Raw genomic sequence first — 22587 nt, forward strand, 5'->3', positions numbered from 1 at the left:
TTTTTCTTTAAACAAACGATTTTACTATGACCATTTAACTAATTTCTGCATCTACTATGATGAGTTTCGTTCACATTTTCATGAGAAAGGAGAGATTTAATGTCTCGTTATAACGACAGTCAAAACAAATTCTCCAAACCATGCTTTCCAAGTAGCGCCGGACGAATCCCAAATACTCCATCAATCCCAATTACTAAAGCTCAACTTAGAACATTTCGTGCGATTATTATTGATTTAACAAAAATAATCCCAAAACTTTTCGCAAATCCATCTCCCCAAAACATTGAAGATCTAATCGATACATTGAACCTACTAAGTAAATTTATTTGTTCACTAGACGCTACTTCCTCCCTGAAAGCACAAGGGTTAGCTATTATTAAAAACTTAATAACTATATTAAGAAATCCAACCTTTGTAGCAAGCGCTGTATTTATTGAGCTTCAAAATCTCATTAACTATTTACTATACATTACAAAATTATTCCGAATTGACCCTTGCACACTTCAAGAGCTTCTTAAATTAATAGCAGCATTACAAACTGCTCTAGTTAATTCTGCTTCGTTCATTCAAGGACCTACCGGACCTACTGGGCCTACTGGACCAGCAGGCGCTACTGGTGCCACTGGACCTCGAGGTAACACGGGCGCTACTGGACCTCAGGGACCTCAAGGTAACACAGGCGCTACCGGCAATACAGGCGCTCAAGGACCTGCGGGTGCTACCGGCGCTACTGGACCTCAGGGACCTCAAGGTAACACAGGCGCTACCGGCAATACAGGCGCTCAAGGACCTGCGGGTGCTACCGGCGCTACTGGACCTCAGGGGCCTCAAGGTAACACAGGCGCTACCGGCAATACAGGCGCTCAAGGACCTGCGGGTGCTACCGGTGCTACCGGACCTCAGGGGCCTCAAGGTAACACAGGCGCTACCGGCAATACAGGCGCTCAAGGACCTGCGGGTGCTACCGGTGCTACCGGACCTCAGGGACCTCAAGGTAACACAGGCGCTACCGGTGCTACTGGACCTCAAGGTGTTCAAGGTAACACAGGTGCTACAGGTGCTACAGGTGCTACAGGTGCTACCGGCGCTACTGGACCTCAAGGTGTTCAAGGTAACACAGGTGCTACGGGTGCCACTGGACCTCAAGGTGTTCAAGGTAACACGGGTGCTACCGGCGCTACTGGACCTCAAGGTGTTCAAGGTAACACAGGTGCTACTGGCGCTACTGGACCTCAAGGTGTTCAAGGTAACACAGGTGCTACTGGCGCTACTGGACCTCAAGGTGTTCAAGGACCTGCTGGTGCTACTGGCGCTACTGGACCTCAAGGTGTTCAAGGTAACACGGGTGCTACTGGACCTCAAGGTGTTCAAGGTAACACGGGTGCTACCGGCGCTACTGGACCTCAAGGTGTTCAAGGTAACACAGGTGCTACTGGTGCCACTGGACCTCAAGGTGTTCAAGGTAACACGGGTGCTACCGGCGCTACTGGTGCTACTGGCGCTACTGGGCCTCAAGGTGTTCAAGGTAACACAGGTGCTACGGGTGCCACTGGACCTCAAGGTGTTCAAGGACCTGCTGGTGCTACTGGCGCTACTGGACCTCAAGGTGTTCAAGGTAACACAGGTGCTACTGGCGCTACTGGACCTCAAGGTGTTCAAGGTAACACAGGTGCTACTGGCGCTACTGGACCTCAAGGTGTTCAAGGTAACACAGGTGCTACTGGTGCCACTGGACCTCAAGGTGTTCAAGGTAACACAGGTGCTACTGGCGCTACTGGACCTCAAGGTGTTCAAGGTAACACAGGTGCTACTGGCGCTACTGGACCTCAAGGTGTTCAAGGTAACACAGGTGCTACTGGTGCCACTGGACCTCAAGGTGTTCAAGGTAACACAGGTGCTACTGGCGCTACTGGACCTCAAGGTGTTCAAGGTAACACAGGTGCTACTGGCGCTACTGGACCTCAAGGTGTTCAAGGTAACACAGGTGCTACTGGTGCCACTGGACCTCAAGGTGTTCAAGGTAACACAGGTGCTACTGGCGCTACTGGACCTCAAGGTGTTCAAGGTAACACAGGTGCTACTGGCGCTACTGGACCTCAAGGTGTTCAAGGTAACACAGGTGCTACTGGCGCTACTGGACCTCAAGGTGTTCAAGGTAACACGGGTGCCACTGGACCTCAAGGTGTTCAAGGTAACACAGGTGCTACGGGTGCTACTGGACCTCAAGGTGTTCAAGGTAACACAGGTGCTACTGGCGCTACTGGACCTCAAGGTGTTCAAGGTAACACGGGTGCCACTGGACCTCAAGGTGTTCAAGGTAACACGGGTGCCACTGGACCTCAAGGTGTTCAAGGTAACACAGGTGCTACGGGTGCTACTGGACCTCAAGGTGTTCAAGGTAACACGGGTGCTACCGGCGCTACTGGTGCTACTGGACCTCAAGGTGTTCAAGGTAACACAGGTGCTACGGGTGCCACTGGACCTCAAGGTGTTCAAGGTAACACAGGTGCTACGGGTGCCACTGGACCTCAAGGTGTTCAAGGTAACACGGGTGCTACCGGCGCTACCGGACCTCAAGGCATTCAAGGACCTGCTGGTGCTACTGGCGCTACTGGTGCTACTGGACCTCAAGGTGTTCAAGGTAACACGGGTGCTACGGGTGCCACTGGACCTCAAGGTGTTCAAGGTAACACGGGTGCTACCGGCGCTACCGGACCTCAAGGCATTCAAGGACCAACGGGTGCTACCGGCGCTACTGGTATAGGAGTTACTGGACCTACTGGACCTTCTGGTGGGCCTACCGGACCTACTGGGCCTACTGGACCTAGCTTCCCTGTAGCAACAATTGTTGTAACAAACAATATTCAGCAAACAGTACTGCAATTTAATAACTTTATTTTTAGTACTGCAATTAACGTAAACAATATTATCTTCAACGGCACAGATACAGTTACTGTTATCAACGGTGGTATTTATGTAATTAGCGTATCCATTTCTACAACTGCGCCAGGATGCGCTCCACTCGGAGTAGGAATTTCAATTAATGGAGCAGTCGCAACTGATAATTTCTCTTCAAATTTAATAGGCGACTCACTTTCATTTACTACAATCGAAACATTAGTAGCTGGTGCAAGAATTTCTGTCCAATCTACTCTTAATGAGATTACGATTCCTGCGACAGGAAATACTAACATCCGCCTTACTGTATTTAGAATCGCTTAAATTTCACTATATATTGTTTATGACAAATAAAAAAAGAGCGAGAAACTCGCTCTTTTTTTGTTATGTACAATAATTCATTACTATTCTAATTCAATTGAAACATTTTTTTGTGGTACAAATGTAGAAATTGCATGTTTATAAATAAGCTGTTGCTTACCTTCTGTTTCCAGTAGGACTGTAAAATTATCAAATCCTTTAATTAGTCCACGAAGCTGGAAACCATTTAATAAGTACAGCGTAACAAACGTATTTTCTTTACGGAGTTGATTTAAAAACTGATCTTGAATATTGATTGATTGCTTCATGTCGAATCCTCCTCTTTTTCTCTACTTACTATTATTCGACTTTACTTGTAACTTTCCTTCTATGTATCGTAAAATTTCTGACGTTTTTTCACCGTCTGTAACATCAAACCACGTGACATCCATTTTATTACGGAACCACGTTAATTGACGCTTTGCATAACGACGCGAATTCGTCTTTAATTGTGATACCGCATCTTCTAAAGAGGCTCGATTCTCAAAATAATCATAGATTTCTTTATATCCAATCGCTTGAATAGATTGACAATCTCGTATCCCTCTATTATACAGCCCTTCTACTTCCTCTAATAGGCCTTGTTCCATCATCAAATCCACTCGTAAGTTAATGCGATCGTATAGCATTTCTCGATCCATTGTCAAGCCAATTAATGAAACATCATAGAGTAACTCTTTTTCTTGTTTCTCAATTTGGTCACTCATTTTTTCACCCGTCGTGTGGAAAATTTCTAACGCCCGAATGACACGTCGTACATTATTTGCATGAATACGCTCTGCACTTTCTGGATCTACTTCTTGCAATTTTTTATGTACATATTCCACACCGCGTTCTAAAGCTAACTTTTCCATTTGCTCTCGGTATATCACATCACCAGCATCATCTGTAAACTGATAATCAAATAAAACAGATTGTATATAAAGACCGGTTCCACCAACTATAATTGGTAAGTTACCACGTTCTGTAATTTCTTGAATATGCTTGCGAACACGTTCTTGAAATTCCGCGACAGAAAATGAATCTTCCGGATTTTTTATATCGACCATATAATGTGGAATTCCGTCCATCTCTGCTTTTGTTACCTTTGCAGTTCCAATATCCATCGTTCGATAGATCTGCATGGAATCACCACTAATAATTTCACCGTTCAACGCTTTGGCAAGATCGATACTTAACTTCGTCTTTCCAACAGCAGTTGGTCCAATGATGACAGCAACTTTTTCACGTTGCAATTCTCCCATATCATTCAACTCTCTTTATGTAATATACTCCATCTATTGATTATACCCAATCTTACCAATTTTAACGGCATGATTGCAAGTTCTTTCATTTCGGTACATGAAATTACATATAAAAAAGAACATAGTTTGTCCAATTCTGCATATACATGATAAAAATAGTTTCGAGAGGATGAGTTAACTATGAAACAATCCACCATCAATTTTTCATCTTTGACAAAAGACCTCATTTTAGCTACTTCTACAAAAGAACAAAATTGTTCACAAGAGGAATTATACTTCGCCCTAAATTGTTTACTACGGGCTTTTCATTCTACTCTCCATGAAACAACATTACATGTAGAAAATAAAAATACAGAATATATACAAACGCAATTTTGCAGTGCATATAAAATTATTACAGGTAAAACTATTTATCCATTTCAATAATCCATAAAAAGCGGCTGCTTACATAATTTCAAGCAACCGCTTTTTATATTAATATCGATAACCTATTGTATAACTTTCACTTTTACAGATTTGCGCCCCCAGCTATTAGCACTACCATCTGAACCGACTAATACATCAATACGATTTCCTTTAATCGCACCACCAGTGTCTCCAGCAATCGCTTCTCCATATCCTTCTACCCATACTTTTGAGCCAAGCGGAATTACTTTCGGATCAACAGCAATTACTTTCATATTTGGATTTGCTGTCAAATCATGCCCCATTGCAGTTAATACACGACCACCATACGAACCATTCTCACTCGGATCTGCTGTATATGCCGTCGCTTCTACTGTAATTTCACGACCACCAGTAGGCGCACTTGTTTCAGTAGATTTCGCAACTGGTTTTGCAGCCGGCTTTTCTTTTACCACAGGTTTACTTGATTCTACCTTCTTAATAGAATCGTTACTCTTAACAGACTCTTTATTCTTAACTGCTGTATTATTTTTAACCGGCGTATTTGTTCTAGCCGGCGCTTCTTCTTGAGCTACAACTTCTTTCTTTTCAATTACAGGTGCCGTTCCTGTTAAAAATGGCACGTGAACATATCCGACTTTTCCATTGTAGTCGAATTGTAACCATTCATTTTGAACTTGATTCGTCGTTTCAATCACATCACCTTTATTAAGTTTACCTAAAATTTCAGAATCAGTATTCGCTCCAGCACGAACATTTAATACGCCCGCCGTTACATAATATGTGCTCTTTGTAAACTCAGCACTTACAAACGCTTCCTTACCGTTCAACTTAATTTTTGTCCATCCATTTTCTGTATTTATAACATCTAGTGTATTCCCACTTAACACTTTACCTACAAGCTTTGACTCTACATTTGGGTTTTCTCTAACATTTAATACGTCTGTCGTTACAATTGTTTCCGCTTTAGCAGAACCTGCAAAAATCCCAAGACCAAAAACTGCTGCTGTTGCTATACTTAATAATTTTTTCATGAATAGCCTCCATTTGCTTTGTTTTCGTATTTTCATTATAGCAACAGATTTTCAGAATTTTTAGAAATCACACAATTACAAAGCATTCGTAATATACGATTAATGAGCTGTAACATAAATTTCCATATTAATAAAATGTATTTTTAATACAATCTCCAATGGTTTTCATATATTTTTTACATACGAGCACAAGAACTTTTTCCAGAAAAAATTACAGTGTTACTTTTTTGTTACAAAAAACCCAAAATTCATTACATCTTTTACCAAAAAGCATCAATATTCCATTGTTAACCTATTTTTTTGTAATAAAAAGAAAGCAGCTACTAAAAGCTACTCTCTTTTCATTTGTTATTGAACTTTCTTTTTCCAAACACCTAGCATAATAGCCGAGACAATCGTTCCAATTAATATAGAGAAAATATATAGTAACGGTTTATTTACTAATGCTATTACAAATAATCCACCATGCGGTGCCGGTAATGTAATTTGGAATAACATAGATAACGCACCTGCAATACTTGAACCAACAACACAACTTACGATTACTCGAACCGGATCTGCAGCTGCAAACGGAATCGCACCTTCTGTAATGAACGATGCTCCCATAATATAATTTGTTAAACCAGATTTACGTTCCGCTTCTGTAAACTTTGATTTAAAGAATGTAGTTGCGAATGCAATCGCAAGTGGCGGTACCATACCACCAGCCATAACTGCTGAGTGCACTCCAAAATTCTGTGCTTCTATTGCAGCAATACCAAACGTAAATGCCGCTTTATTAATTGGACCACCCATATCAATTGCCATCATACCACCTAAAATAAGACCTAGTAATATAGCATTCGTACCATTTAAACCATTTAACCACCCTGTCAACATTTCATTTAATGCTACTACAGGCGGAATTACTACTTTTTGCATTACAACTCCTGTAATCAATAATCCAAAGACTGGATATAACAAAACAGGTTTAATTCCTTCTAATTGTACTGGTAGTCCTGAAAATAATCTTTTTAACCCTAAAACAACATATCCAGCTAAGAAACCAGCAATTAATCCACCTAAAAATCCAGCATTCGCATTCGCCGCTAAAAATCCACCTACAACACCAGGCATAAAACCAGGACGATCAGCAATAGAGCTTGCAATAAATCCAGCTAAAATTGGTACAAGGAATAAAAACGCACCTGTTTTTCCTCCACCAATTGACATGAACAATTCAGCTAAAGGACCTTCCGCCTTTATACCACCAAACGAAAATGCTAGCGCTATTAAAATCCCGCCACCAACAACGAATGGAAGCATATTACTTACACCGCTCATTAAATGCTTATAAATTTCTAATCCTTTTTCTCTCTCAATACTTTCTGTTTTCCCATCCTCTTTTACACCTTTAAAGATTGGTGCATCTTGTTTGACAGCTCGTTTAAGCAGATTTTCCGTTTTTCTAATCCCATCAGCAACTGGCACTTGAATGACATGTTTACCAGCAAAACGATTCATTTCTACTTGTTTATCTGCCGCAACAATAATAGCTGTTGCACGTTCAATATCCTCTTTCGTTAAACCGTTTTTAATACCTGTTGATCCGTTCGTTTCAACTTTAATCGCTATTCCTAACTCTGCCGCTTTTGCTTTTAAGCTATCCGCCGCCATATATGTGTGAGCGATTCCAGTTGGGCAAGCTGTAACAGCAAGTACGTACGGTTCATTTCCTTCTGGTTTTGCAACTTCAATCTCTTCTTCTTTTTCATTCTCTTTTTCATCAAATAGTTGAAGAAGCTCACTTTCATCCTTCGCTTCTAATAGTTGCTTGCGAAACCCTTCATCCATTAATAATGTCGATAAACGAGACAACGTTTCTAAATGAGTATTATTCGCTCCTTCACTTGCAGCAATCATAAAGAATAAGTGTGCCGGTTGTCCATCAAGCGACTCATAATTGATACCGCTTACACTTCTACCAAAACAAATCGATGGTTGTTTAACAGCCTTTGTCTTCGCATGAGGTATTGCAATACCTTCCCCTATTCCAGTCGTACTTTGGGACTCCCGCTTTAAAATAGCTTCTTTAAATTCCGTTTTACTATTTAAACGATTTGCCCCGTTTAATTTCTCAACTAATTCATCTATGACAGCTTCTTTATTTGAAGCTGTCAAATCCATAATGACTGTATCCCTTTTTAATAGTTCTGTAATTTTCATATGTTGCTTCCCCCTATCGCTTAGCTACAATTACTTGCGACAATAATTCTTCTACTTTTTCCTTCTTACATAAATCAGCTGAAAATGCTGTTGCACTCCCTGTTGCAACGCCGTATTGAAATGCCTTTTCAATATCTTTTGTCTGTTCATATTTGCCTACAAACCCTGCAACAAGAGAATCTCCGGCCCCAACTGAATTAATTACAACACCTTTTGGAACAGTCGCTTCATATATACCTTCTGCCGTAAATAATAAAGCTCCCTCTCCAGCCATCGATACGATAACGTGTTTTACACCTTGTTCAATTAATTTTCTTCCATAAGGTAAAATGTCTTCTACTGTTGAAAGCTCCACTCCAAACAACTCACCAAGTTCATGGTGGTTTGGCTTAATTAAAAACGGCTTATTTTTAATTACATGTTGCAGTGCACTTCCACTTGCATCTACTACTACACGAATACCTTTTTCAGCTCCAAACGCAGCGATTGATTCGTAAAAGGTACTTGGAATAGAGACTGGTACACTCCCAGCGAGTACAACACAATCTCCAGGTTGCATACTCTCAATTTTTTTCATTAACTGTTCGAACTGCTCTTTTGTTACAATAGGACCTTGGCCATTTAATTCTGTTTCTTCTTTCCCTTTTATTTTCACATTAATGCGAGTATCTTCATCTACTTGGACGAAGTTTGTTGTTACACCTTCGTCATGTAATACCTCTTTAATAAATTGACCAGTAAATCCACCAGTAAATCCAAGTGCTATATTTTTAACACCTAAACGCTGAAGAACACGAGAAACATTAATTCCTTTTCCTCCAGGAAACTTCATATCTTTCTCCGCTCGATTTATTGTTCCTAAATCAAAAGAAGGAACTTGCACTACATAATCAATAGATGGGTTTAAAGTAACTGTATAGATCATTGTTTATCAGCCTCAATTACATTGGTTTGTTTTTTATATTTTTCTAAATCAATTTCTAAATGGTTTGTAATAATATTTGCATCTTCAACATTTGCAATTTTCGCAAACGCAACTTCTGAAAACTTACTTTCATCAATTAAGAAATATCCTTCGTTTGCTAATGTTAATGCCATTTGTTTTAGGAGCGCTTCTTCTGGATCTGGCGTTGTAAAGCCAAGCTGTTCATGTACACCATTTGCACCTAAAAAACATTTATCAAAGCGATACTTCTGCATACTTTCCTGTGCCATAGCACCGATTAAAGCTTTCGTCCTACTCTTCATCATTCCGCCTAGTAAATACGCACGAATATTATTTTCAACTAAAGCTTCAATATGCATAAGTCCATTCGTAACGACAGTAACATCTTTATTGATTAAAAATGGAATCATTTCAAATGTTGTACTCCCTGCATCTAAATAAATACAATCACCTTGTTCAACAACGCTAGCCGCATAATTAGCAATTTGTTGTTTTATTTGAATGTTTTTGGATGATTTTTCAACCATCGTTGGTTCTTGCCCTTTTCCTGTTAAAACAGCGGCACCACCATGAACTCTTTTTAATAACCTTTGCTTTTCCAATTGTGCTAAATCACGGCGAATTGTCGACTCAGAGCTTTCTGTTCTTTCAACTAATTGCTGTAATTTTACAACTTTCTGTTCTTTTACAAGTTGCAATATCATTTGATGACGTTCAGGAGTTAACATTTTATTCACCTCTTCTTTGATTACAGTATAATGAAAACGGTCACAAAAATCAACCACAAACAGTCAAAAATAATCACAAACATTCAAAAATAATCACAAACATTCATAAACGCTTATAAACAGCAAAAAAGAAACCTATTCGATCAAACAATCAAATAGGTTTCTTTTCTAAATTCACTTATAAAGAAGCTTTATATATACTTAGAACATCATCTTTATTTAATTTTTTAAAGTTACCAAATTCACCATACACCATCGCTTTATTAGCCATTATATCAATTTCATTTTCTCCAATACCGTAATCAGCTAATGTTGCTGGCGCTTCAATTGAAGTCCAAAATTGACGCAGTGCCTCAATTCCTTCTAACGCCACTTCTTTATCTGTTTTGCCATCTGTTTCTATATCAAATACACGAATAGCGAACTGTTTAAAACGACTTACATTTTCCTCTACAACATGTTTCATCCAGTTCGGGAATAAAATCGCAAGCCCACCTCCATGCGGTATATCATGAACAGCAGAAACTGCATGTTCAATATTATGAGTTGCCCAGTCACCTCTTACTCCCATCGCTAAAATGCCATTTAACGCCATCGTTCCGCAATATAAAATTGTTTCCCTATGCTCATAATTTTCTAAATCACTTAAAAGCTTAGGTGCTGTTTCAATGACTGTTCTTAAAACAGATTCACAATAACGGTCTTGTAGTTCTGTATTCGTTCCATGATGGAAATATTGTTCTAATACATGTGACATAATATCTACCATACCATAAATCGTTTGATCTCTCGGTACAGATGCAGTATGAACTGGATCTAAAATTGAAAACTGCGGGAATGTAACTGGGCTTCCCCATCCATACTTTTCATTCGTTTCCCAATTTGTAATTACCGAGCCTGCATTCATTTCAGAACCTGTCGCAGCAAGAGTAAGTACAGTGCCAAATGGTAATGCCTCACTAGCAAATGCTTTTTTCGTTACAATATCCCATACATCTCCATCATATTTGCTACCAGCAGCAATCGCTTTCGTACAGTCGATTACACTTCCTCCACCAACTGCTAAAATAAATTCAACTCCATTATCTTTACAAATTTGAATCCCTTTCTTTACAGTTGATACACGAGGATTCGGTTCAACACCCGTCAATTCAAATACTTCTGCATTAATATCCTTTAAAATAGAAATTACATTATCATAAATACCGTTTCTTTTAATACTGCCTCCTCCATATACGAGAAGAACCTTCTTACCAAACTGTGGAATTTCAGTTTTTAACTGTTCTAATTGATTTTTACCGAAAATAAGTTTCGTTGGATTACGAAATACAAAATTTTGCATATTTCTTTACCATCCCTTCTATATGAAAAGCAACTATACTTTTGTATACCATATTTTTTTCATTTCACAAAAAGATTTGCTTAACAAAAAAGCCCCAGCCTAAGGGCTGAGACTTTTATTGATAATAAGGTGAGATCATTAAGTAAACAATAACACCAGATAAACTTACATATAACCAAATTGGCATCGTCCAACGTACAATTTTACGGTGACGTGTTAATTGATTTGTAAAACCAAATACAAGTGCAAACAATGCAAGTGGTACAATAATTGCAGCAAGGATAATATGCGTAATTAAAATAATGAAGTACACATATTTAATGAACCCTTCTCCGCCAAAATGTGTTGCTGGCGCCAAGTAATGATACGATAAATAAGAAACACAAAATAGCAACGTCGTTGTAAATGCTGCGAGGATAAAACCACGGTGCATTTTCACATTCTTTTTAATAATAGAGTATAAAGCTGCTAATAAGAATACGAACGTAAAGCTATTAAAAATCGCATTTAACATTGGTAAAATTGTTACATCAAAATGTACTTCTCCTTCATAGCCAACAGGTCCAAAGAACAAAAATAAAATAATCGCATTTACAATTACAGAAAGCGTTATCACAATAGGAGCATAGCTTTTCTGATTTGTTGATTGATTCACCAAAATGGTCACTCCCTCTTCCTTCAAGTATGTATACATAACCTCACTATTTTAACATATTATTCACAGTGTAAATGTGACAATAGTTTGACACAGCAAGACAAGACAAAGAAAAAAATCCTTCTTAATAAAACTTCTTAAGAAGGATTTTATCGCTTTAGTATTCAAATAGCAACGCGATTAATTTTTGTTAAAAAATGTATCGCTATATGCTTGAAAAATTTCAGACACTTGATATCCCATTAATGAAATTGCTGTTAATGAAAAGAAACCAATCATAAGAAATCGAAACCACATATAAATCTCCTCCTTGTATTTAGCTTAAAAAACATTAGCTACCTTACAAGTTGCGTGGCACTCTTCATCATCACTTTCCTTCTTCTTTACAATTGCTGTTATAAATCGAATCATAAAGAATAGTACAAAAGGAAATTGTTCGTAATTCACATTGGCATAGTTTAGCAACGGCTCGCGCTGCACATCGAACGGAGATGAGAAGGAATAGAACATACCTTGCTCTTCCATATATACAATTACAATTTTCATGCAAAATACTATTCCTAGAAACGAAACAATATCTTGCCATTCTGTCGTATATAACAAGTTATACAGCTCTAATACGTACTCTTCCAACATCATCCCCCCTTCCTTTTTTACCATTCTGCTCGCCTTCGTATAAAAAGTCAAGAAAAAAGTTTATATTCGCTATGACAATAGTAATTACTTGTTTCTATGATTCTTTTATAGCAATGATTGGGTGTAACTCTCTTCTAAAACAAGAAATTAGAATCGAACAGATTCCTCATTTTTACTTTCGGAATTCAATACTGTACTATTTTTATTTCTATTAAAAATAAAATAAGAAATTATTATAAGAAGAGTAACAAGCATCGTTAATAGTGCCTGTGAACGTAAAGATTCAATTGCGATCATTGCAACTAAAACTGCTATAATCGCAGCAATTGTAACATATGTTACATATGGAAAAAGCCACATCTTCACTTTCAAATTTTGTTGTTCTGCTTTCCCCATTTTTTTACGTATCTTGAAATGTGAAATTGCTATAACGAGATAAACGAGTAATGCAATACCGCCAGATGCATTCACTAAAAATAAAAATACTTTATCTGGAGATATGTAACTAAAAACAACTCCAATGTAAGCAAAGAAAGTTCCAAATAAAACCGCCCGAACCGGAACACCACTACTATTCAATTTCAAAAATGCCTTTGGTGCATCTCCTCTTTCTGCCATTGAAAAAAGCATTCTTGAGTTCGTATATAAACCCGAATTTAAACAAGAAAGTACAGCTGTTAAAACGATAAAATTCATAATTTGTGCTGCCGCTGGTATCCCTATATGTTCCAATACCGCCACAAATGGGCTTTTTAGTATGTTCGCTGAATTCCACGGAAGGAGTGTAACAACTACAGCGATCGATCCAATGAAAAATACGAGAATACGCCAAATCACACTATTTGTTGCTGTTTTTACTGCTTTTACAGGTTCGGCAGACTCTCCAGCGGCTACAGCAACAATCTCAGATCCCATAAATGAAAATATAACGACGGTGATTCCAAGTAACACCGAACTTATACCATTTGGCATAAATCCTCCTTTCCCTACTAAATTCGAAGTGCCAGGTGCTTCCGTTCCTGGTACAAATCCTAAAATAACAGCAAGACCTAAGCAAAGGAACAAAACAATACTTATTACTTTAATAAATGAAAACCAATATTCAAATTCTCCAAATGATTTCACCGAGAAAACATTCGTCAACGTTAATAAAATCGTTAATATTAAGCTTAATAACCAGAGTGGGATTTCCGGAATCCAGTATTGAATAATACCAGCACCTGCTGTAGCTTCTATTGCAATAACAATTACCCAGAAAAACCAATATAGCCACCCAATTGTATAACCTGCCCATGGACCAATTGCTTCTCTTGCATATGTTGCAAATGAACCACTTGTCGGATTAATAGCTGCCATTTCCCCCAGCATTCTCATAACGAAAATAACTAGAAGCCCTGCTAATGCATATGAAACGATAGAACCAGGTCCTGCCGAATGCACAACCGCACCACTTCCAACAAACAAACCAGCTCCTATTACGCCACCAATTGAGATCATTGTAATGTGGCGTATTTTGAGGTCTTTCTTAAGATTTTTATCCAACTCTTGTACATCCCCTTCCAAACTAAATTTTGAAATTTATGTAAGAGTACTGTGCGAAAGATTTTGTCCTATACTTTAAAATATATCAAAATATTCTGAATTCAACAATTGCAATTCAATCTCCTTCAAAAATTATTTCATTAGGTTTAATACTTTCCCATACACAATTGTTGAGAAAATTATAGTCCTCTTACAAAAGAAAGAATTTTCAGATATCATTAAATAAACAAGATTATACATCTAGACAACTTTTTGTATAGGAGTGTTAATATGTTAAACAAGTTCAAATTTTTTTGTTGTATTTTAGTAATGTTCTTACTACTACCGCTATCCCCTTTCCAAACACAAGCAGCAAACAATTTAGGTTCAAAATTACTCGTTGGATACTGGCATAACTTCGATAACGGTACTGGCATTATTAAATTAAGAGACGTTTCACCAAAATGGGATGTAATCAATGTATCTTTCGGTGAAACTGGTGGTGATCGTTCCACTGTTGAATTTTCCCCTGTATATGGTACAGATGCAGAATTCAAATCAGATATTTCTTATTTAAAAAGTAAAGGAAAGAAAGTAGTTCTTTCAATAGGTGGACAAAATGGGGTCGTTTTACTCCCTGACAATGCCGCTAAGCAACGTTTTATTAATTCCATACAATCTCTGATTGATAAATATGATTTTGATGGAATAGATATTGACCTTGAATCGGGTATTTACTTAAACGGAAATGACACTAATTTCAAAAACCCAACTACTCCTCAAATCGTAAATCTTATATCAGCTATTCGAACAATCTCAGATCATTATGGTCCAGATTTTCTATTAAGCATGGCTCCTGAAACAGCTTATGTTCAAGGCGGTTATAGCGCATACGGAAGCATCTGGGGTGCATATTTACCAATTATTTATGGAGTGAAAGATAAACTAACATACATTCACGTTCAACACTACAATGCTGGTAGCGGGATTGGAATGGACGGTAATAACTACAATCAAGGTACTGCAGACTACGAAGTCGCTATGGCGGATATGCTCTTACATGGTTTTCCTGTAGGTGGTAATGCAAATAACATTTTCCCAGCTCTTCGTTCGGATCAAGTCATGATTGGACTTCCTGCAGCTCCAGCGGCCGCTCCAAGTGGCGGGTACATTTCTCCAACTGAAATGAAAAAAGCTTTAGATTATATCATTAAGGGCATTCCTTTCGGAGGAAAGTATAAACTTTCAAATCAGAGTGGCTATCCTGCATTCCGCGGCCTAATGTCTTGGTCTATTAATTGGGATGCAAAAAACAACTTTGAATTCTCTAATACTTACAGAACATATTTTGATAATCTTTCCTTGCAAAAATAATAAAAAACAACAATAGGTTATAGGGCCTATTGTTGTTTTTTATTTATGTAAATTACTTTTTCACTTCTACATGATGAAGAGATTCTTTTTCATCTCTTACATAACTATTCACAAGACTTAAAAGTAATTTACCACCAATTAACATTGCTTGTTCATCAAAATCAGCACGTAGCGCTATCGTCTTCCCAGGTCTTCCACCTTCAATTACGCCGATTACTCCTCTGCTCCCGATATTTGTTTTCACATCAATATGAAAACTTTTTAAGATTTCAGCTATTTTTCTCGGCGTTTCTATTTCTTGAAACGATAGCTCTGGATATTGATGAAAATCTCTTCGTCATGAAACTATTTGATTATATAAACTTTCCAATTCTTTATGCCATGTTTCTATCCTAGAAATTCCCCTTTCTTTATTTAACACTTTAAACAAAACTTACATAATATTCAGTATTTAACCATTAAAAAAAGAGAACTTTCTCTAAAAGTCCTCCTACTATTCTAGTCACTATTTTGCTTCAACACAAAAATTGAAAGTTCAGGTACACTCCAAAATCTAACAGGCATCCTAGTAGTCCCAATGCCACGATTTACATATAAATATAACGGCTTACTCTTCCCCTCTACTTCATACATACCTTCAACATAGTTCTCAGCTAGTTTGGTAGTAATTAACGGACCTACAAAAGGAATTTGGACTTGTCCTCCGTGACTATGTCCTGACAGTTGAAGATCAACTGGGTAACGATTGATTTTGGTTACAACATCCGGCTCATGTACTAATAACATGTTGAAATCATTTTGTTTCAAGTTTTTTAAAGTTGAATCTATTTGCGGCTTCCCTAATAGAAAATCATCCAAACCTGATATTGTAATATATTTGCCGTTTTCCACTTTAATTTTCTGCACTTCATTTACTAATACAGAAAAACCAGCTTCCTCCATATATTTTTTGTAAAATAAACTACCGCCCCCGCCCCTATCATGATTCCCAAACACAGCATATTTCCCTAAGGGAGCGTAAATTTTCTGCAAAATAGCCTTCGCTTCTTCTCTTTCCGCACTATAAGACCCAAATTTATCTATTAAATCTCCAGTAAAAACTACTATATCTGGATGTAATTCATTCATCTTCTCCACTAAATGTTCAAGTTGTTTCAGTGTAAACTCTGGTCCTAAATGTACATCTGAAAACTGTAATATTTTTTTATTATTAAATTCTTTAGGAATTGCAGAAGCTTCTATTTCATTCCACGTAACTGTTACTAATTTTCGTTCTATTTCTGTCGCATAATAATACAAACTTACTGGTATCATTAATATACTTATAAAAATAATAATAAATATCTTTACGATTGATTTTTTTCGTTCTTTTTTTACATGATTCGTATTCATGTTTTCACCTCTAGAAACACTTTAAATCCTTATTGTTACATTAATGTGACAACATGAACAATGTTATCAATATGTCGTTCCCTCTCTATTCACTTTGACAATTTTATACAGAAGTCATAACATATTTTTATAATACGTAGATTTTTGAATTTTTTCTATTCATTCCATCATTTTATTACGGAGGGGTTATTCATGTCTGTATTTACACCAGAAGAAATTACGAAACTTGCTGCGAATTCAGGAAGGAAAAAAGGTCATTTATCATTGCTCCCTATGCTAATTCTTGGTTTTTTTGGTGGTGCTTTTATCTCATTAGGGTATTTACTCGATATTCATGTTATTGGGACAATGCCAAAATATTGGGGATCATTTTCTAGTTTTCTAGGCGCTGCTGTATTCCCTATTGGTCTTATTCTCGTTATTCTTGCAGGCGGTGAACTAGTTACTGGTAACATGATGACAGTTTCTATGGCCTGGTTCCAAAAGAAAATTACTTTATTTTATTTCATACGAAATTTAGTTATTGTTACATTTAGCAATTTCATAGGAGCTGTATTCGTAGCCTATTTTTTCGGTCATATCGTCGGCTTAACTGAAGGAGCTTTTTTAGCGAAAACTATTTCTATCGCTCAAGCGAAACTACAAGATACACCATTGCAAGCATTTATTTCTGCAATCGGATGTAATTGGCTCGTTTGTTTAGCTGTTTGGCTCAGTATGGGAAGTAAAGAATTTATCGGAAAGATTATCGGTATTTGGTTCCCAGTTATGACTTTTGTTGCGATTGGATTTCAACACGTTGTAGCCAATATGTTTGTCATCCCAGCTGCGATTTTTGCCGGTCATTTCACTTGGGCTGAATATTTTCCAAACTTTATTTTTGTTTTCTTTGGAAATTTAGTAGGGGGTATGTTATTTGTAGCACTACCTTACTTCATATCTTATAATAAGAAACTACCTTCTCATCAAGAGAAGACTGAAATGAAGAACAAATCTCTATCCGCTTAAATGGAATGTCTATAAAGTGTCCTAAAAAATATTACAAATTTCATTTTTTTTGCGAATATATGTACGTACACTTGTTCTCGAATGTTTTATACGTTATAATAACAACTTAAATAGCATTATTTACATATGAGGTGAAAAACATGAACAAAACAGAATTAATTAAAAACGTAGCACAAAATGCTGAGATTTCTCAAAAAGAAGCTACTGTAGTTGTACAAACTGTAGTAGAATCAATCACTAACACTTTAGCTGCTGGTGAAAAAGTACAACTTATCGGATTCGGTACATTCGAAGTTCGCGAAAGAGCTGCTCGTACAGGCCGTAACCCACAAACTGGTGAAGAAATGCAAATCGCAGCTTCTAAAGTACCTGCTTTCAAAGCTGGTAAAGAACTAAAAGAAGCTGTAAAATAATGAAAAATATCCTTCTCATTTATGAGAAGGATATTTTTTTCATAACATAATTAATAAAAATCTGACCATTATGCTGTTTCTTTTGTTCTTTTATGCAAATAAAACCTTTACTTTTAAAAAAAGGTTTTGCGGTAATGCTCGCCTCTGTATATATCTCCCTATGCCCCAATTTCACTGCTTCTTTTTCTAACATCTGTAGTATGTATGAAGCGACTCTTTTCCCTTGATAATCTTTATGTGTAAATAAACGATCTACGTAATGATCATCGTTATAATCCCCAAATCCCAATATCACACCGTTATGATCCGCTACATAACTAATATTCTTCTCTAAAGACTTTAACCAGCTTTCTCTATCTAGTCGATTTGGTGCCCACGCCTGTAGCTGTAACTCATTATAATCTTTTGCATTAACCGTATGAACTGTCTCATAGAACAATTGTAATACTTGCTCTAAATCTTCTTTCTGAAATGTTCTAACTATAATATCTTTTAACATATATAAGTCTCCTTACCAAACTACCTCTTAACTTTTCTACTACATACGATTCCATATTTCTTCTTTATTATATCGTTTTAATTTCTATACGAACAAAAAAACAATACTTATTCAAAGTATTGTTTTTTAATTCTATTCAATTACTTTAATGTAGCTTTTTAAGACTTTAATTTAACTCTTTGTAATCTTAATGCATTTAATACAACGGATACAGAACTAAATGCCATCGCTGCTCCAGCAACCCAAGGTGCTAAGAAGCCTAATGCCGCGATTGGAATTCCTAACGCGTTATAAGCTAATGCCCAGAATAAATTTTGTTTAATATTTCTTATCGTCATTTTACTCATAAAGATCGCATCAGCAATACTATTTAAGTCACCGCGGATTAACGTAATATCTGCCGCTTCCATCGCTACATCCGTTCCTGTTCCAATTGCCATACCGATATCCGCCGTAGCAAGAGCAGGAGCATCATTTATTCCATCTCCAACCATTGCTACTTTCTTACCTTGTGCTTGGAGTTTTTTCACTTCTTCTGCTTTTCCTTCTGGCAATACTTCTGCAATTACGTGATCAATACCAACTTGCTTTGCAATCGCCTGAGCAGTTTGTGTATTATCTCCTGTAATCATCACAACGTCTAGACCCATTTTTTTCAGTCTTACGATAGCTGCTTTTGAAGTATCTTTCACAGTATCTGCAACGGCAACTATACCGGCATATTCTTTATCGATTGCAATAAGCATTGCTGTTTTTCCTTCTCGTTCTAGCGCTTCCATTGATTTAGAAACTTCTTCAATATCAATATTGAATTCCTTCATTAATCGACGTGTGCCAATTAATAATTGTTTTCCTTCTACAACTGATTCGATACCGAATCCTGGAATCGCTTCAAACGTTTCTGAACTTGGGATATCAATTTTCTTTTCTTTAATTCCTTCTACAATCGCTTCTGCAAGTGGATGTTCAGAATTTCTTTCTGCTGCCCCTACTAAACGTAGTATTTCTTCTTCACGGAATCCATCTGCTACAATTACATCTGTTAACACCGGCTTCCCGTTTGTCACAGTACCTGTTTTATCTAGAATAACTGTATCTAATCGGTGTGTTGCTTCTAAATGCTCCCCGCCCTTAAATAAAATACCATACTCAGCCGATCTTCCTGATCCTGCCATAATAGATGTAGGCGTTGCAAGCCCTAATGCACACGGACAAGCGATAACAAGTACGGCAATCATTTTCTCAAGTGCTCCGCCAAAATCACCAGGTGTAACAAATAGCATCCACACTGCAAATGTGATAATTGCAATCACAACTACAACTGGTACGAAAATACCTGAAATTTGATCTGCTACCCTTTGAATAGGAGCTTTTGAACCTTGAGCCTCTTCTACTACTTTAATAATTTGAGCTAATGCAGTATCTCTGCCTACCTTAGTGGCTTTCACTTTTAAAAACCCATTTTTATTTATTGTAGAACCGATTACTCCATCTCCAATTGTTTTATCAACCGGAATACTTTCGCCTGTTAACATCGATTCATCTATCGCTGACTTTCCTTCTACAATTTCCCCATCTACTGGGATTTTTTCACCAGGCTTTACATAGACGATATCATCAGCTACTACTTCTTCAATCAAAATTTTTATTTCTGTTCCATCTCGCACAACTGTAGCTGTCTTCGCTTGTAAACCCATCAATTTTTTAATCGCTTCTGATGAGCGCCCTTTTGCTTTCGCTTCAAATAATTTACCTAAAATAATTAATGTAATAAGTACCGCACTCGTTTCAAAATATAAATCTGTCATATGTTCCGAAGAACCAATAGATTGAATACTTAAATATACACTATAGAAATAGGCGGCCGACGTTCCAAGCGCCACGAGAACATCCATATTAGCACTTTTATTGCGTAACGCTTTATAAGCCCCAACATAAAACTGTCCACCAATGATAAATTGAACAGGAGTTGCAAGTGTTAGTTGCACCCAAGGGTTCATTAACATATCTGGTAAATAAATAAACGAAGTAAATGAGAAATGACTAACCATTGCCCACAATAATGGGAAAGATAAAATAAACGAAATAATAAACTTCTTCTTTTGTCGCTCAATTTCTTGTAATCGATGATCAGTTGATGCATCTTGATCATCTGGTTTCACTTCTAATTTATATCCTAGCTTCGTAATCACGCTCTTCATTTCATTTACATTAACTTCATCAGGATTAAAGTCTACTGTGGCTGATTCTAAAGCAAAATTTACTGTCGCCTTGTTCACACCATCTAACTTATTTAAACGCTTTTCAACTCTATTTGCACATGCTGCACATGTCATTCCTGAAACAGTAAATTCAGCTTTATCACTTACAATTCCATATCCTAACGATTCAACTTTTTCTTTAAATTGTTGCGGATTTGTTTTAGTTGGATCGTACATTATTTTTGTTTTTTCAAGCGCAAAATTTACATTTGCCTCATGAACACCTTCTACTTTTTTTAGACCTTTTTCAATTCTATTTGCACATGCCGCACATGTCATTCCTGATATTTGAAGATTGGCCTCTTTTTTTTCATTCATGTCTCTCACCTCTATATACCCTTATGAGGTATAATTATTAGCAAAATAAATCGTACTTCATTTAAAGTACGATTTATCTCCATATCTAAAAATAATTATTGAACATCGTATCCTTGATCTTCGATTACAGCAACGATATCTTTTAATGTTACAGCAGACGAATCGATAGTAACTTCAACAGTTCCTTCTGCTAATTGAACCTTCACTTGTTCAACACCGTTTAGCTCTTTCACACTGCTTTCGATAGCATTTACACAATGTCCACAAGACATACCTTCAACTTGTAATGTTAACTGTTCCATTTAAAATCCTCCTCTTGTTTATTCATTGTTTGTTAATCACAATTACATCTTACCATACCCCCCTAAGGTAATCAATGGTTTTATATCATGATTTTTCAATTATTTTCTAAAAGTTTATTTTACACACACTTTTTCACTACAATACACCAAAATCCAATATAAGGGTAAACAAAAAAACAAGCCAGTTAAATACTAGCTTGTTTTTACGCTTTTGAAAAACGTTCAAATACTGTCATTAATTCTTCAATTGCTTCGTCACCATTTCCATTTTTAATAGCTCCTGAAACACAATGACTCGTATGATTTTTGAGAACGCCCATTCCTACTTTTTTCATCGCTGCATTAATCGCTGAAATTTGCACTAAAATATCCACGCAATAACGATCATTTTCAATCATATTTTGAATACCGCGAACCTGTCCTTCAATTCTCTTTAATCTATTTATAATCTGTTCTTTTTCTTTTTCTGATCTATGTGTTACTGCTTCATTCTCTTTATGATCCATATTATCACCTTCTTAAAGTTTCTCTTCATCCAATAAAACAATTGTTTTTATGAGTATACCAATTATAGCATTAAATATCTACGCATGATACCCCATAAGAGTATATTTACACTTTATGCCTATTCTTAACAACTTATTAGCTTCTCAGCCTCAATTATCATGATACCCTTTCCTTTTTTCAAAAAAATAATAAGAGGGGATTATCCATCCCCTCTTATTATTCATCCATAAATACAAAAGTCTCAATTTATACGTGTATAAATTGAGACTTTTTTCCTTCTATATATAATTATTGCTGATCACATACTTTTTCATCATTCACTACTGAAGTTCCTTCCACGGTTACCGTATGAAAACAGTCATTTACACGAACTGTCACAACATTATCTTGCCGATCAATAACATGATATTCATTAAAATTTTTATTCAGAGCACTGCGAATTTGTTCTCCTTCATAAATTGGAATTCCATGTGATAAAACCCAAATAAGCCCAGCTATAGCAAGAATAGTTTTCATACGATCTACCTCCTTGAAAATAT

At 36.9% G+C, this 22587-nt stretch carries 21 protein-coding genes and 1 pseudogene; 5 read left to right on the forward strand and 17 right to left on the reverse strand.

Annotated elements, in window-relative coordinates; translation table 11 throughout:
- The first annotated feature begins 99 nt into the window (after nucleotides 1–99).
- A complete protein-coding gene (locus ACYFX0_RS03110) occupies nucleotides 100–3222 on the forward strand; it encodes a Gly-Xaa-Xaa repeat protein (RefSeq protein WP_460269849.1) in 3123 nt (1040 codons plus the stop codon).
- Nucleotides 3223–3302: 80 nt separating this feature from the next.
- Here the strand turns inward: ACYFX0_RS03110 and hfq are convergent, their stop codons facing one another.
- Both hfq and miaA read right to left on the reverse strand, forming a co-directional pair.
- Nucleotides 3303–3527: an RNA chaperone Hfq gene (gene hfq, locus ACYFX0_RS03115; RefSeq protein WP_000813896.1), complete on the reverse strand. Its 225-nt coding sequence runs from the start codon at nucleotides 3525–3527 to the stop codon at nucleotides 3303–3305.
- A gap of 21 nt (nucleotides 3528–3548) precedes the next feature.
- Nucleotides 3549–4502 (reverse strand): tRNA (adenosine(37)-N6)-dimethylallyltransferase MiaA, encoded by a 954-nt coding sequence (miaA, locus tag ACYFX0_RS03120; RefSeq protein WP_000504289.1) that lies wholly within the window; start codon nucleotides 4500–4502, stop codon nucleotides 3549–3551.
- A gap of 180 nt (nucleotides 4503–4682) precedes the next feature.
- Here miaA and ACYFX0_RS03125 point away from each other — a divergent pair, with 180 nt between their 5' ends.
- Complete coding sequence (locus tag ACYFX0_RS03125) at nucleotides 4683–4928, forward strand: hypothetical protein (protein ID WP_000814430.1); 246 nt, start codon at nucleotides 4683–4685, stop codon at nucleotides 4926–4928.
- A 62-nt stretch (nucleotides 4929–4990) separates the two neighbouring features.
- Here the strand turns inward: ACYFX0_RS03125 and entD are convergent, their stop codons facing one another.
- The 8 genes from entD to gabP form a co-directional block, all read right to left on the reverse strand.
- Nucleotides 4991–5941, reverse strand: a complete 951-nt coding sequence (gene entD, locus ACYFX0_RS03130; RefSeq protein WP_000735454.1) for a cell wall-binding protein EntD — start codon at nucleotides 5939–5941, stop codon at nucleotides 4991–4993.
- A 348-nt stretch (nucleotides 5942–6289) separates the two neighbouring features.
- Nucleotides 6290–8146: a PTS fructose transporter subunit IIABC gene (locus ACYFX0_RS03135; protein WP_460269852.1), complete on the reverse strand. Its 1857-nt coding sequence runs from the start codon at nucleotides 8144–8146 to the stop codon at nucleotides 6290–6292.
- Between the two features lie 13 nt (nucleotides 8147–8159).
- Entirely contained in the window at nucleotides 8160–9071 is a 912-nt protein-coding gene (gene pfkB, locus ACYFX0_RS03140; RefSeq protein WP_023522800.1) for a 1-phosphofructokinase, read from the reverse strand.
- Nucleotides 9068–9820 (reverse strand): DeoR/GlpR family DNA-binding transcription regulator, encoded by a 753-nt coding sequence (locus ACYFX0_RS03145; RefSeq protein ID WP_000957288.1) that lies wholly within the window; start codon nucleotides 9818–9820, stop codon nucleotides 9068–9070. Before ACYFX0_RS03145 ends, pfkB begins: the two co-directional genes overlap by 4 nt.
- Before the next feature lie 178 nt (nucleotides 9821–9998).
- The gene (locus tag ACYFX0_RS03150) at nucleotides 9999–11162 is read right to left on the reverse strand and encodes an iron-containing alcohol dehydrogenase (protein ID WP_001179113.1); all 1164 of its coding nucleotides are present in this window, start codon (nucleotides 11160–11162) and stop codon (nucleotides 9999–10001) included.
- 115 nt (nucleotides 11163–11277) lie between these two features.
- Nucleotides 11278–11820, reverse strand: a complete 543-nt coding sequence (locus tag ACYFX0_RS03155; protein WP_000248061.1) for a DUF420 domain-containing protein — start codon at nucleotides 11818–11820, stop codon at nucleotides 11278–11280.
- A 318-nt stretch (nucleotides 11821–12138) separates the two neighbouring features.
- Nucleotides 12139–12477, reverse strand: coding sequence for a hypothetical protein (locus ACYFX0_RS03160; protein ID WP_003309818.1), 339 nt, complete (start codon nucleotides 12475–12477; stop codon nucleotides 12139–12141).
- A gap of 123 nt (nucleotides 12478–12600) precedes the next feature.
- On the reverse strand, nucleotides 12601–13995 hold the full coding sequence (gene gabP, locus ACYFX0_RS03165) for a GABA permease (RefSeq protein WP_106081628.1): 1395 nt from the start codon (nucleotides 13993–13995) through the stop codon (nucleotides 12601–12603).
- Nucleotides 13996–14265: 270 nt separating this feature from the next.
- Here gabP and ACYFX0_RS03170 point away from each other — a divergent pair, with 270 nt between their 5' ends.
- A complete protein-coding gene (locus tag ACYFX0_RS03170) occupies nucleotides 14266–15348 on the forward strand; it encodes a chitinase (protein WP_000932447.1) in 1083 nt (360 codons plus the stop codon).
- A gap of 154 nt (nucleotides 15349–15502) precedes the next feature.
- Here ACYFX0_RS03170 and ACYFX0_RS03175 read toward each other — a convergent pair.
- Together ACYFX0_RS03175 and ACYFX0_RS03180 are read right to left on the reverse strand one after the other, a co-directional pair.
- Nucleotides 15503–15739: pseudogene (locus ACYFX0_RS03175) on the reverse strand (amidohydrolase); the annotation flags it as partial.
- A gap of 107 nt (nucleotides 15740–15846) precedes the next feature.
- Nucleotides 15847–16740, reverse strand: a complete 894-nt coding sequence (locus ACYFX0_RS03180) for a metallophosphoesterase (RefSeq protein WP_001095333.1) — start codon at nucleotides 16738–16740, stop codon at nucleotides 15847–15849.
- A 192-nt stretch (nucleotides 16741–16932) separates the two neighbouring features.
- On the opposite strand from ACYFX0_RS03180, the gene ACYFX0_RS03185 reads away from it, so the two are divergent.
- Nucleotides 16933–17748, forward strand: a complete 816-nt coding sequence (locus ACYFX0_RS03185; RefSeq protein ID WP_000110552.1) for a formate/nitrite transporter family protein — start codon at nucleotides 16933–16935, stop codon at nucleotides 17746–17748.
- Nucleotides 17749–17888: 140 nt separating this feature from the next.
- Nucleotides 17889–18161 carry an HU family DNA-binding protein gene (locus ACYFX0_RS03190; protein ID WP_001043904.1) on the forward strand — a complete coding sequence of 91 codons (273 nt, stop codon included), beginning with the start codon at nucleotides 17889–17891 and terminating at the stop codon, nucleotides 18159–18161.
- 19 nt (nucleotides 18162–18180) lie between these two features.
- Here ACYFX0_RS03190 and ACYFX0_RS03195 read toward each other — a convergent pair whose 3' ends face one another.
- From ACYFX0_RS03195 to ACYFX0_RS03215, 5 genes are all read right to left on the reverse strand, one after another.
- The gene (locus ACYFX0_RS03195) at nucleotides 18181–18660 is read right to left on the reverse strand and encodes a GNAT family N-acetyltransferase (RefSeq protein ID WP_000910172.1); all 480 of its coding nucleotides are present in this window, start codon (nucleotides 18658–18660) and stop codon (nucleotides 18181–18183) included.
- A gap of 158 nt (nucleotides 18661–18818) precedes the next feature.
- Complete coding sequence (locus ACYFX0_RS03200) at nucleotides 18819–21239, reverse strand: heavy metal translocating P-type ATPase (RefSeq protein WP_460269858.1); 2421 nt, start codon at nucleotides 21237–21239, stop codon at nucleotides 18819–18821.
- A 95-nt stretch (nucleotides 21240–21334) separates the two neighbouring features.
- Complete coding sequence (gene copZ / locus ACYFX0_RS03205; RefSeq protein ID WP_000436973.1) at nucleotides 21335–21541, reverse strand: copper chaperone CopZ; 207 nt, start codon at nucleotides 21539–21541, stop codon at nucleotides 21335–21337.
- A gap of 203 nt (nucleotides 21542–21744) precedes the next feature.
- A complete protein-coding gene (locus ACYFX0_RS03210) occupies nucleotides 21745–22047 on the reverse strand; it encodes a metal-sensing transcriptional repressor (RefSeq protein WP_000349643.1) in 303 nt (100 codons plus the stop codon).
- Nucleotides 22048–22336: 289 nt separating this feature from the next.
- Complete coding sequence (locus ACYFX0_RS03215) at nucleotides 22337–22564, reverse strand: hypothetical protein (protein WP_000849105.1); 228 nt, start codon at nucleotides 22562–22564, stop codon at nucleotides 22337–22339.
- Between the last annotated feature and the right edge of the window lie 23 nt (nucleotides 22565–22587).

Source organism: Bacillus sp. NEAU-Y102 (assembly GCF_054788175.1).

What these genes read in the sequence shown, in the direction of transcription:
- ACYFX0_RS03110 (WP_460269849.1), top strand. Translation starts at nt 100, where the DNA reads ATGTCTCGTTATAACGACAGTCAAAACAAATTCTCCAAACCATGCTTT.
- ACYFX0_RS03190 (WP_001043904.1), top strand. Translation starts at nt 17,889, where the DNA reads ATGAACAAAACAGAATTAATTAAAAACGTAGCACAAAATGCTGAGATT.
- ACYFX0_RS03135 (WP_460269852.1), bottom strand. Translation starts at nt 8,146, where the DNA reads ATGAAAATTACAGAACTATTAAAAAGGGATACAGTCATTATGGATTTG.
- ACYFX0_RS03200 (WP_460269858.1), bottom strand. Translation starts at nt 21,239, where the DNA reads ATGAATGAAAAAAAAGAGGCCAATCTTCAAATATCAGGAATGACATGT.
- ACYFX0_RS03125 (WP_000814430.1), top strand. Translation starts at nt 4,683, where the DNA reads ATGAAACAATCCACCATCAATTTTTCATCTTTGACAAAAGACCTCATT.
- ACYFX0_RS03215 (WP_000849105.1), bottom strand. Translation starts at nt 22,564, where the DNA reads ATGAAAACTATTCTTGCTATAGCTGGGCTTATTTGGGTTTTATCACAT.
- ACYFX0_RS03180 (WP_001095333.1), bottom strand. Translation starts at nt 16,740, where the DNA reads ATGAATACGAATCATGTAAAAAAAGAACGAAAAAAATCAATCGTAAAG.
- ACYFX0_RS03210 (WP_000349643.1), bottom strand. Translation starts at nt 22,047, where the DNA reads ATGGATCATAAAGAGAATGAAGCAGTAACACATAGATCAGAAAAAGAA.
- copZ (WP_000436973.1), bottom strand. Translation starts at nt 21,541, where the DNA reads ATGGAACAGTTAACATTACAAGTTGAAGGTATGTCTTGTGGACATTGT.
- ACYFX0_RS03170 (WP_000932447.1), top strand. Translation starts at nt 14,266, where the DNA reads ATGTTAAACAAGTTCAAATTTTTTTGTTGTATTTTAGTAATGTTCTTA.
- hfq (WP_000813896.1), bottom strand. Translation starts at nt 3,527, where the DNA reads ATGAAGCAATCAATCAATATTCAAGATCAGTTTTTAAATCAACTCCGT.
- pfkB (WP_023522800.1), bottom strand. Translation starts at nt 9,071, where the DNA reads ATGATCTATACAGTTACTTTAAACCCATCTATTGATTATGTAGTGCAA.
- miaA (WP_000504289.1), bottom strand. Translation starts at nt 4,502, where the DNA reads ATGGGAGAATTGCAACGTGAAAAAGTTGCTGTCATCATTGGACCAACT.
- ACYFX0_RS03185 (WP_000110552.1), top strand. Translation starts at nt 16,933, where the DNA reads ATGTCTGTATTTACACCAGAAGAAATTACGAAACTTGCTGCGAATTCA.
- ACYFX0_RS03150 (WP_001179113.1), bottom strand. Translation starts at nt 11,162, where the DNA reads ATGCAAAATTTTGTATTTCGTAATCCAACGAAACTTATTTTCGGTAAA.
- ACYFX0_RS03195 (WP_000910172.1), bottom strand. Translation starts at nt 18,660, where the DNA reads ATGTTAAAAGATATTATAGTTAGAACATTTCAGAAAGAAGATTTAGAG.
- entD (WP_000735454.1), bottom strand. Translation starts at nt 5,941, where the DNA reads ATGAAAAAATTATTAAGTATAGCAACAGCAGCAGTTTTTGGTCTTGGG.
- ACYFX0_RS03145 (WP_000957288.1), bottom strand. Translation starts at nt 9,820, where the DNA reads ATGTTAACTCCTGAACGTCATCAAATGATATTGCAACTTGTAAAAGAA.
- ACYFX0_RS03160 (WP_003309818.1), bottom strand. Translation starts at nt 12,477, where the DNA reads ATGGTAAAAAAGGAAGGGGGGATGATGTTGGAAGAGTACGTATTAGAG.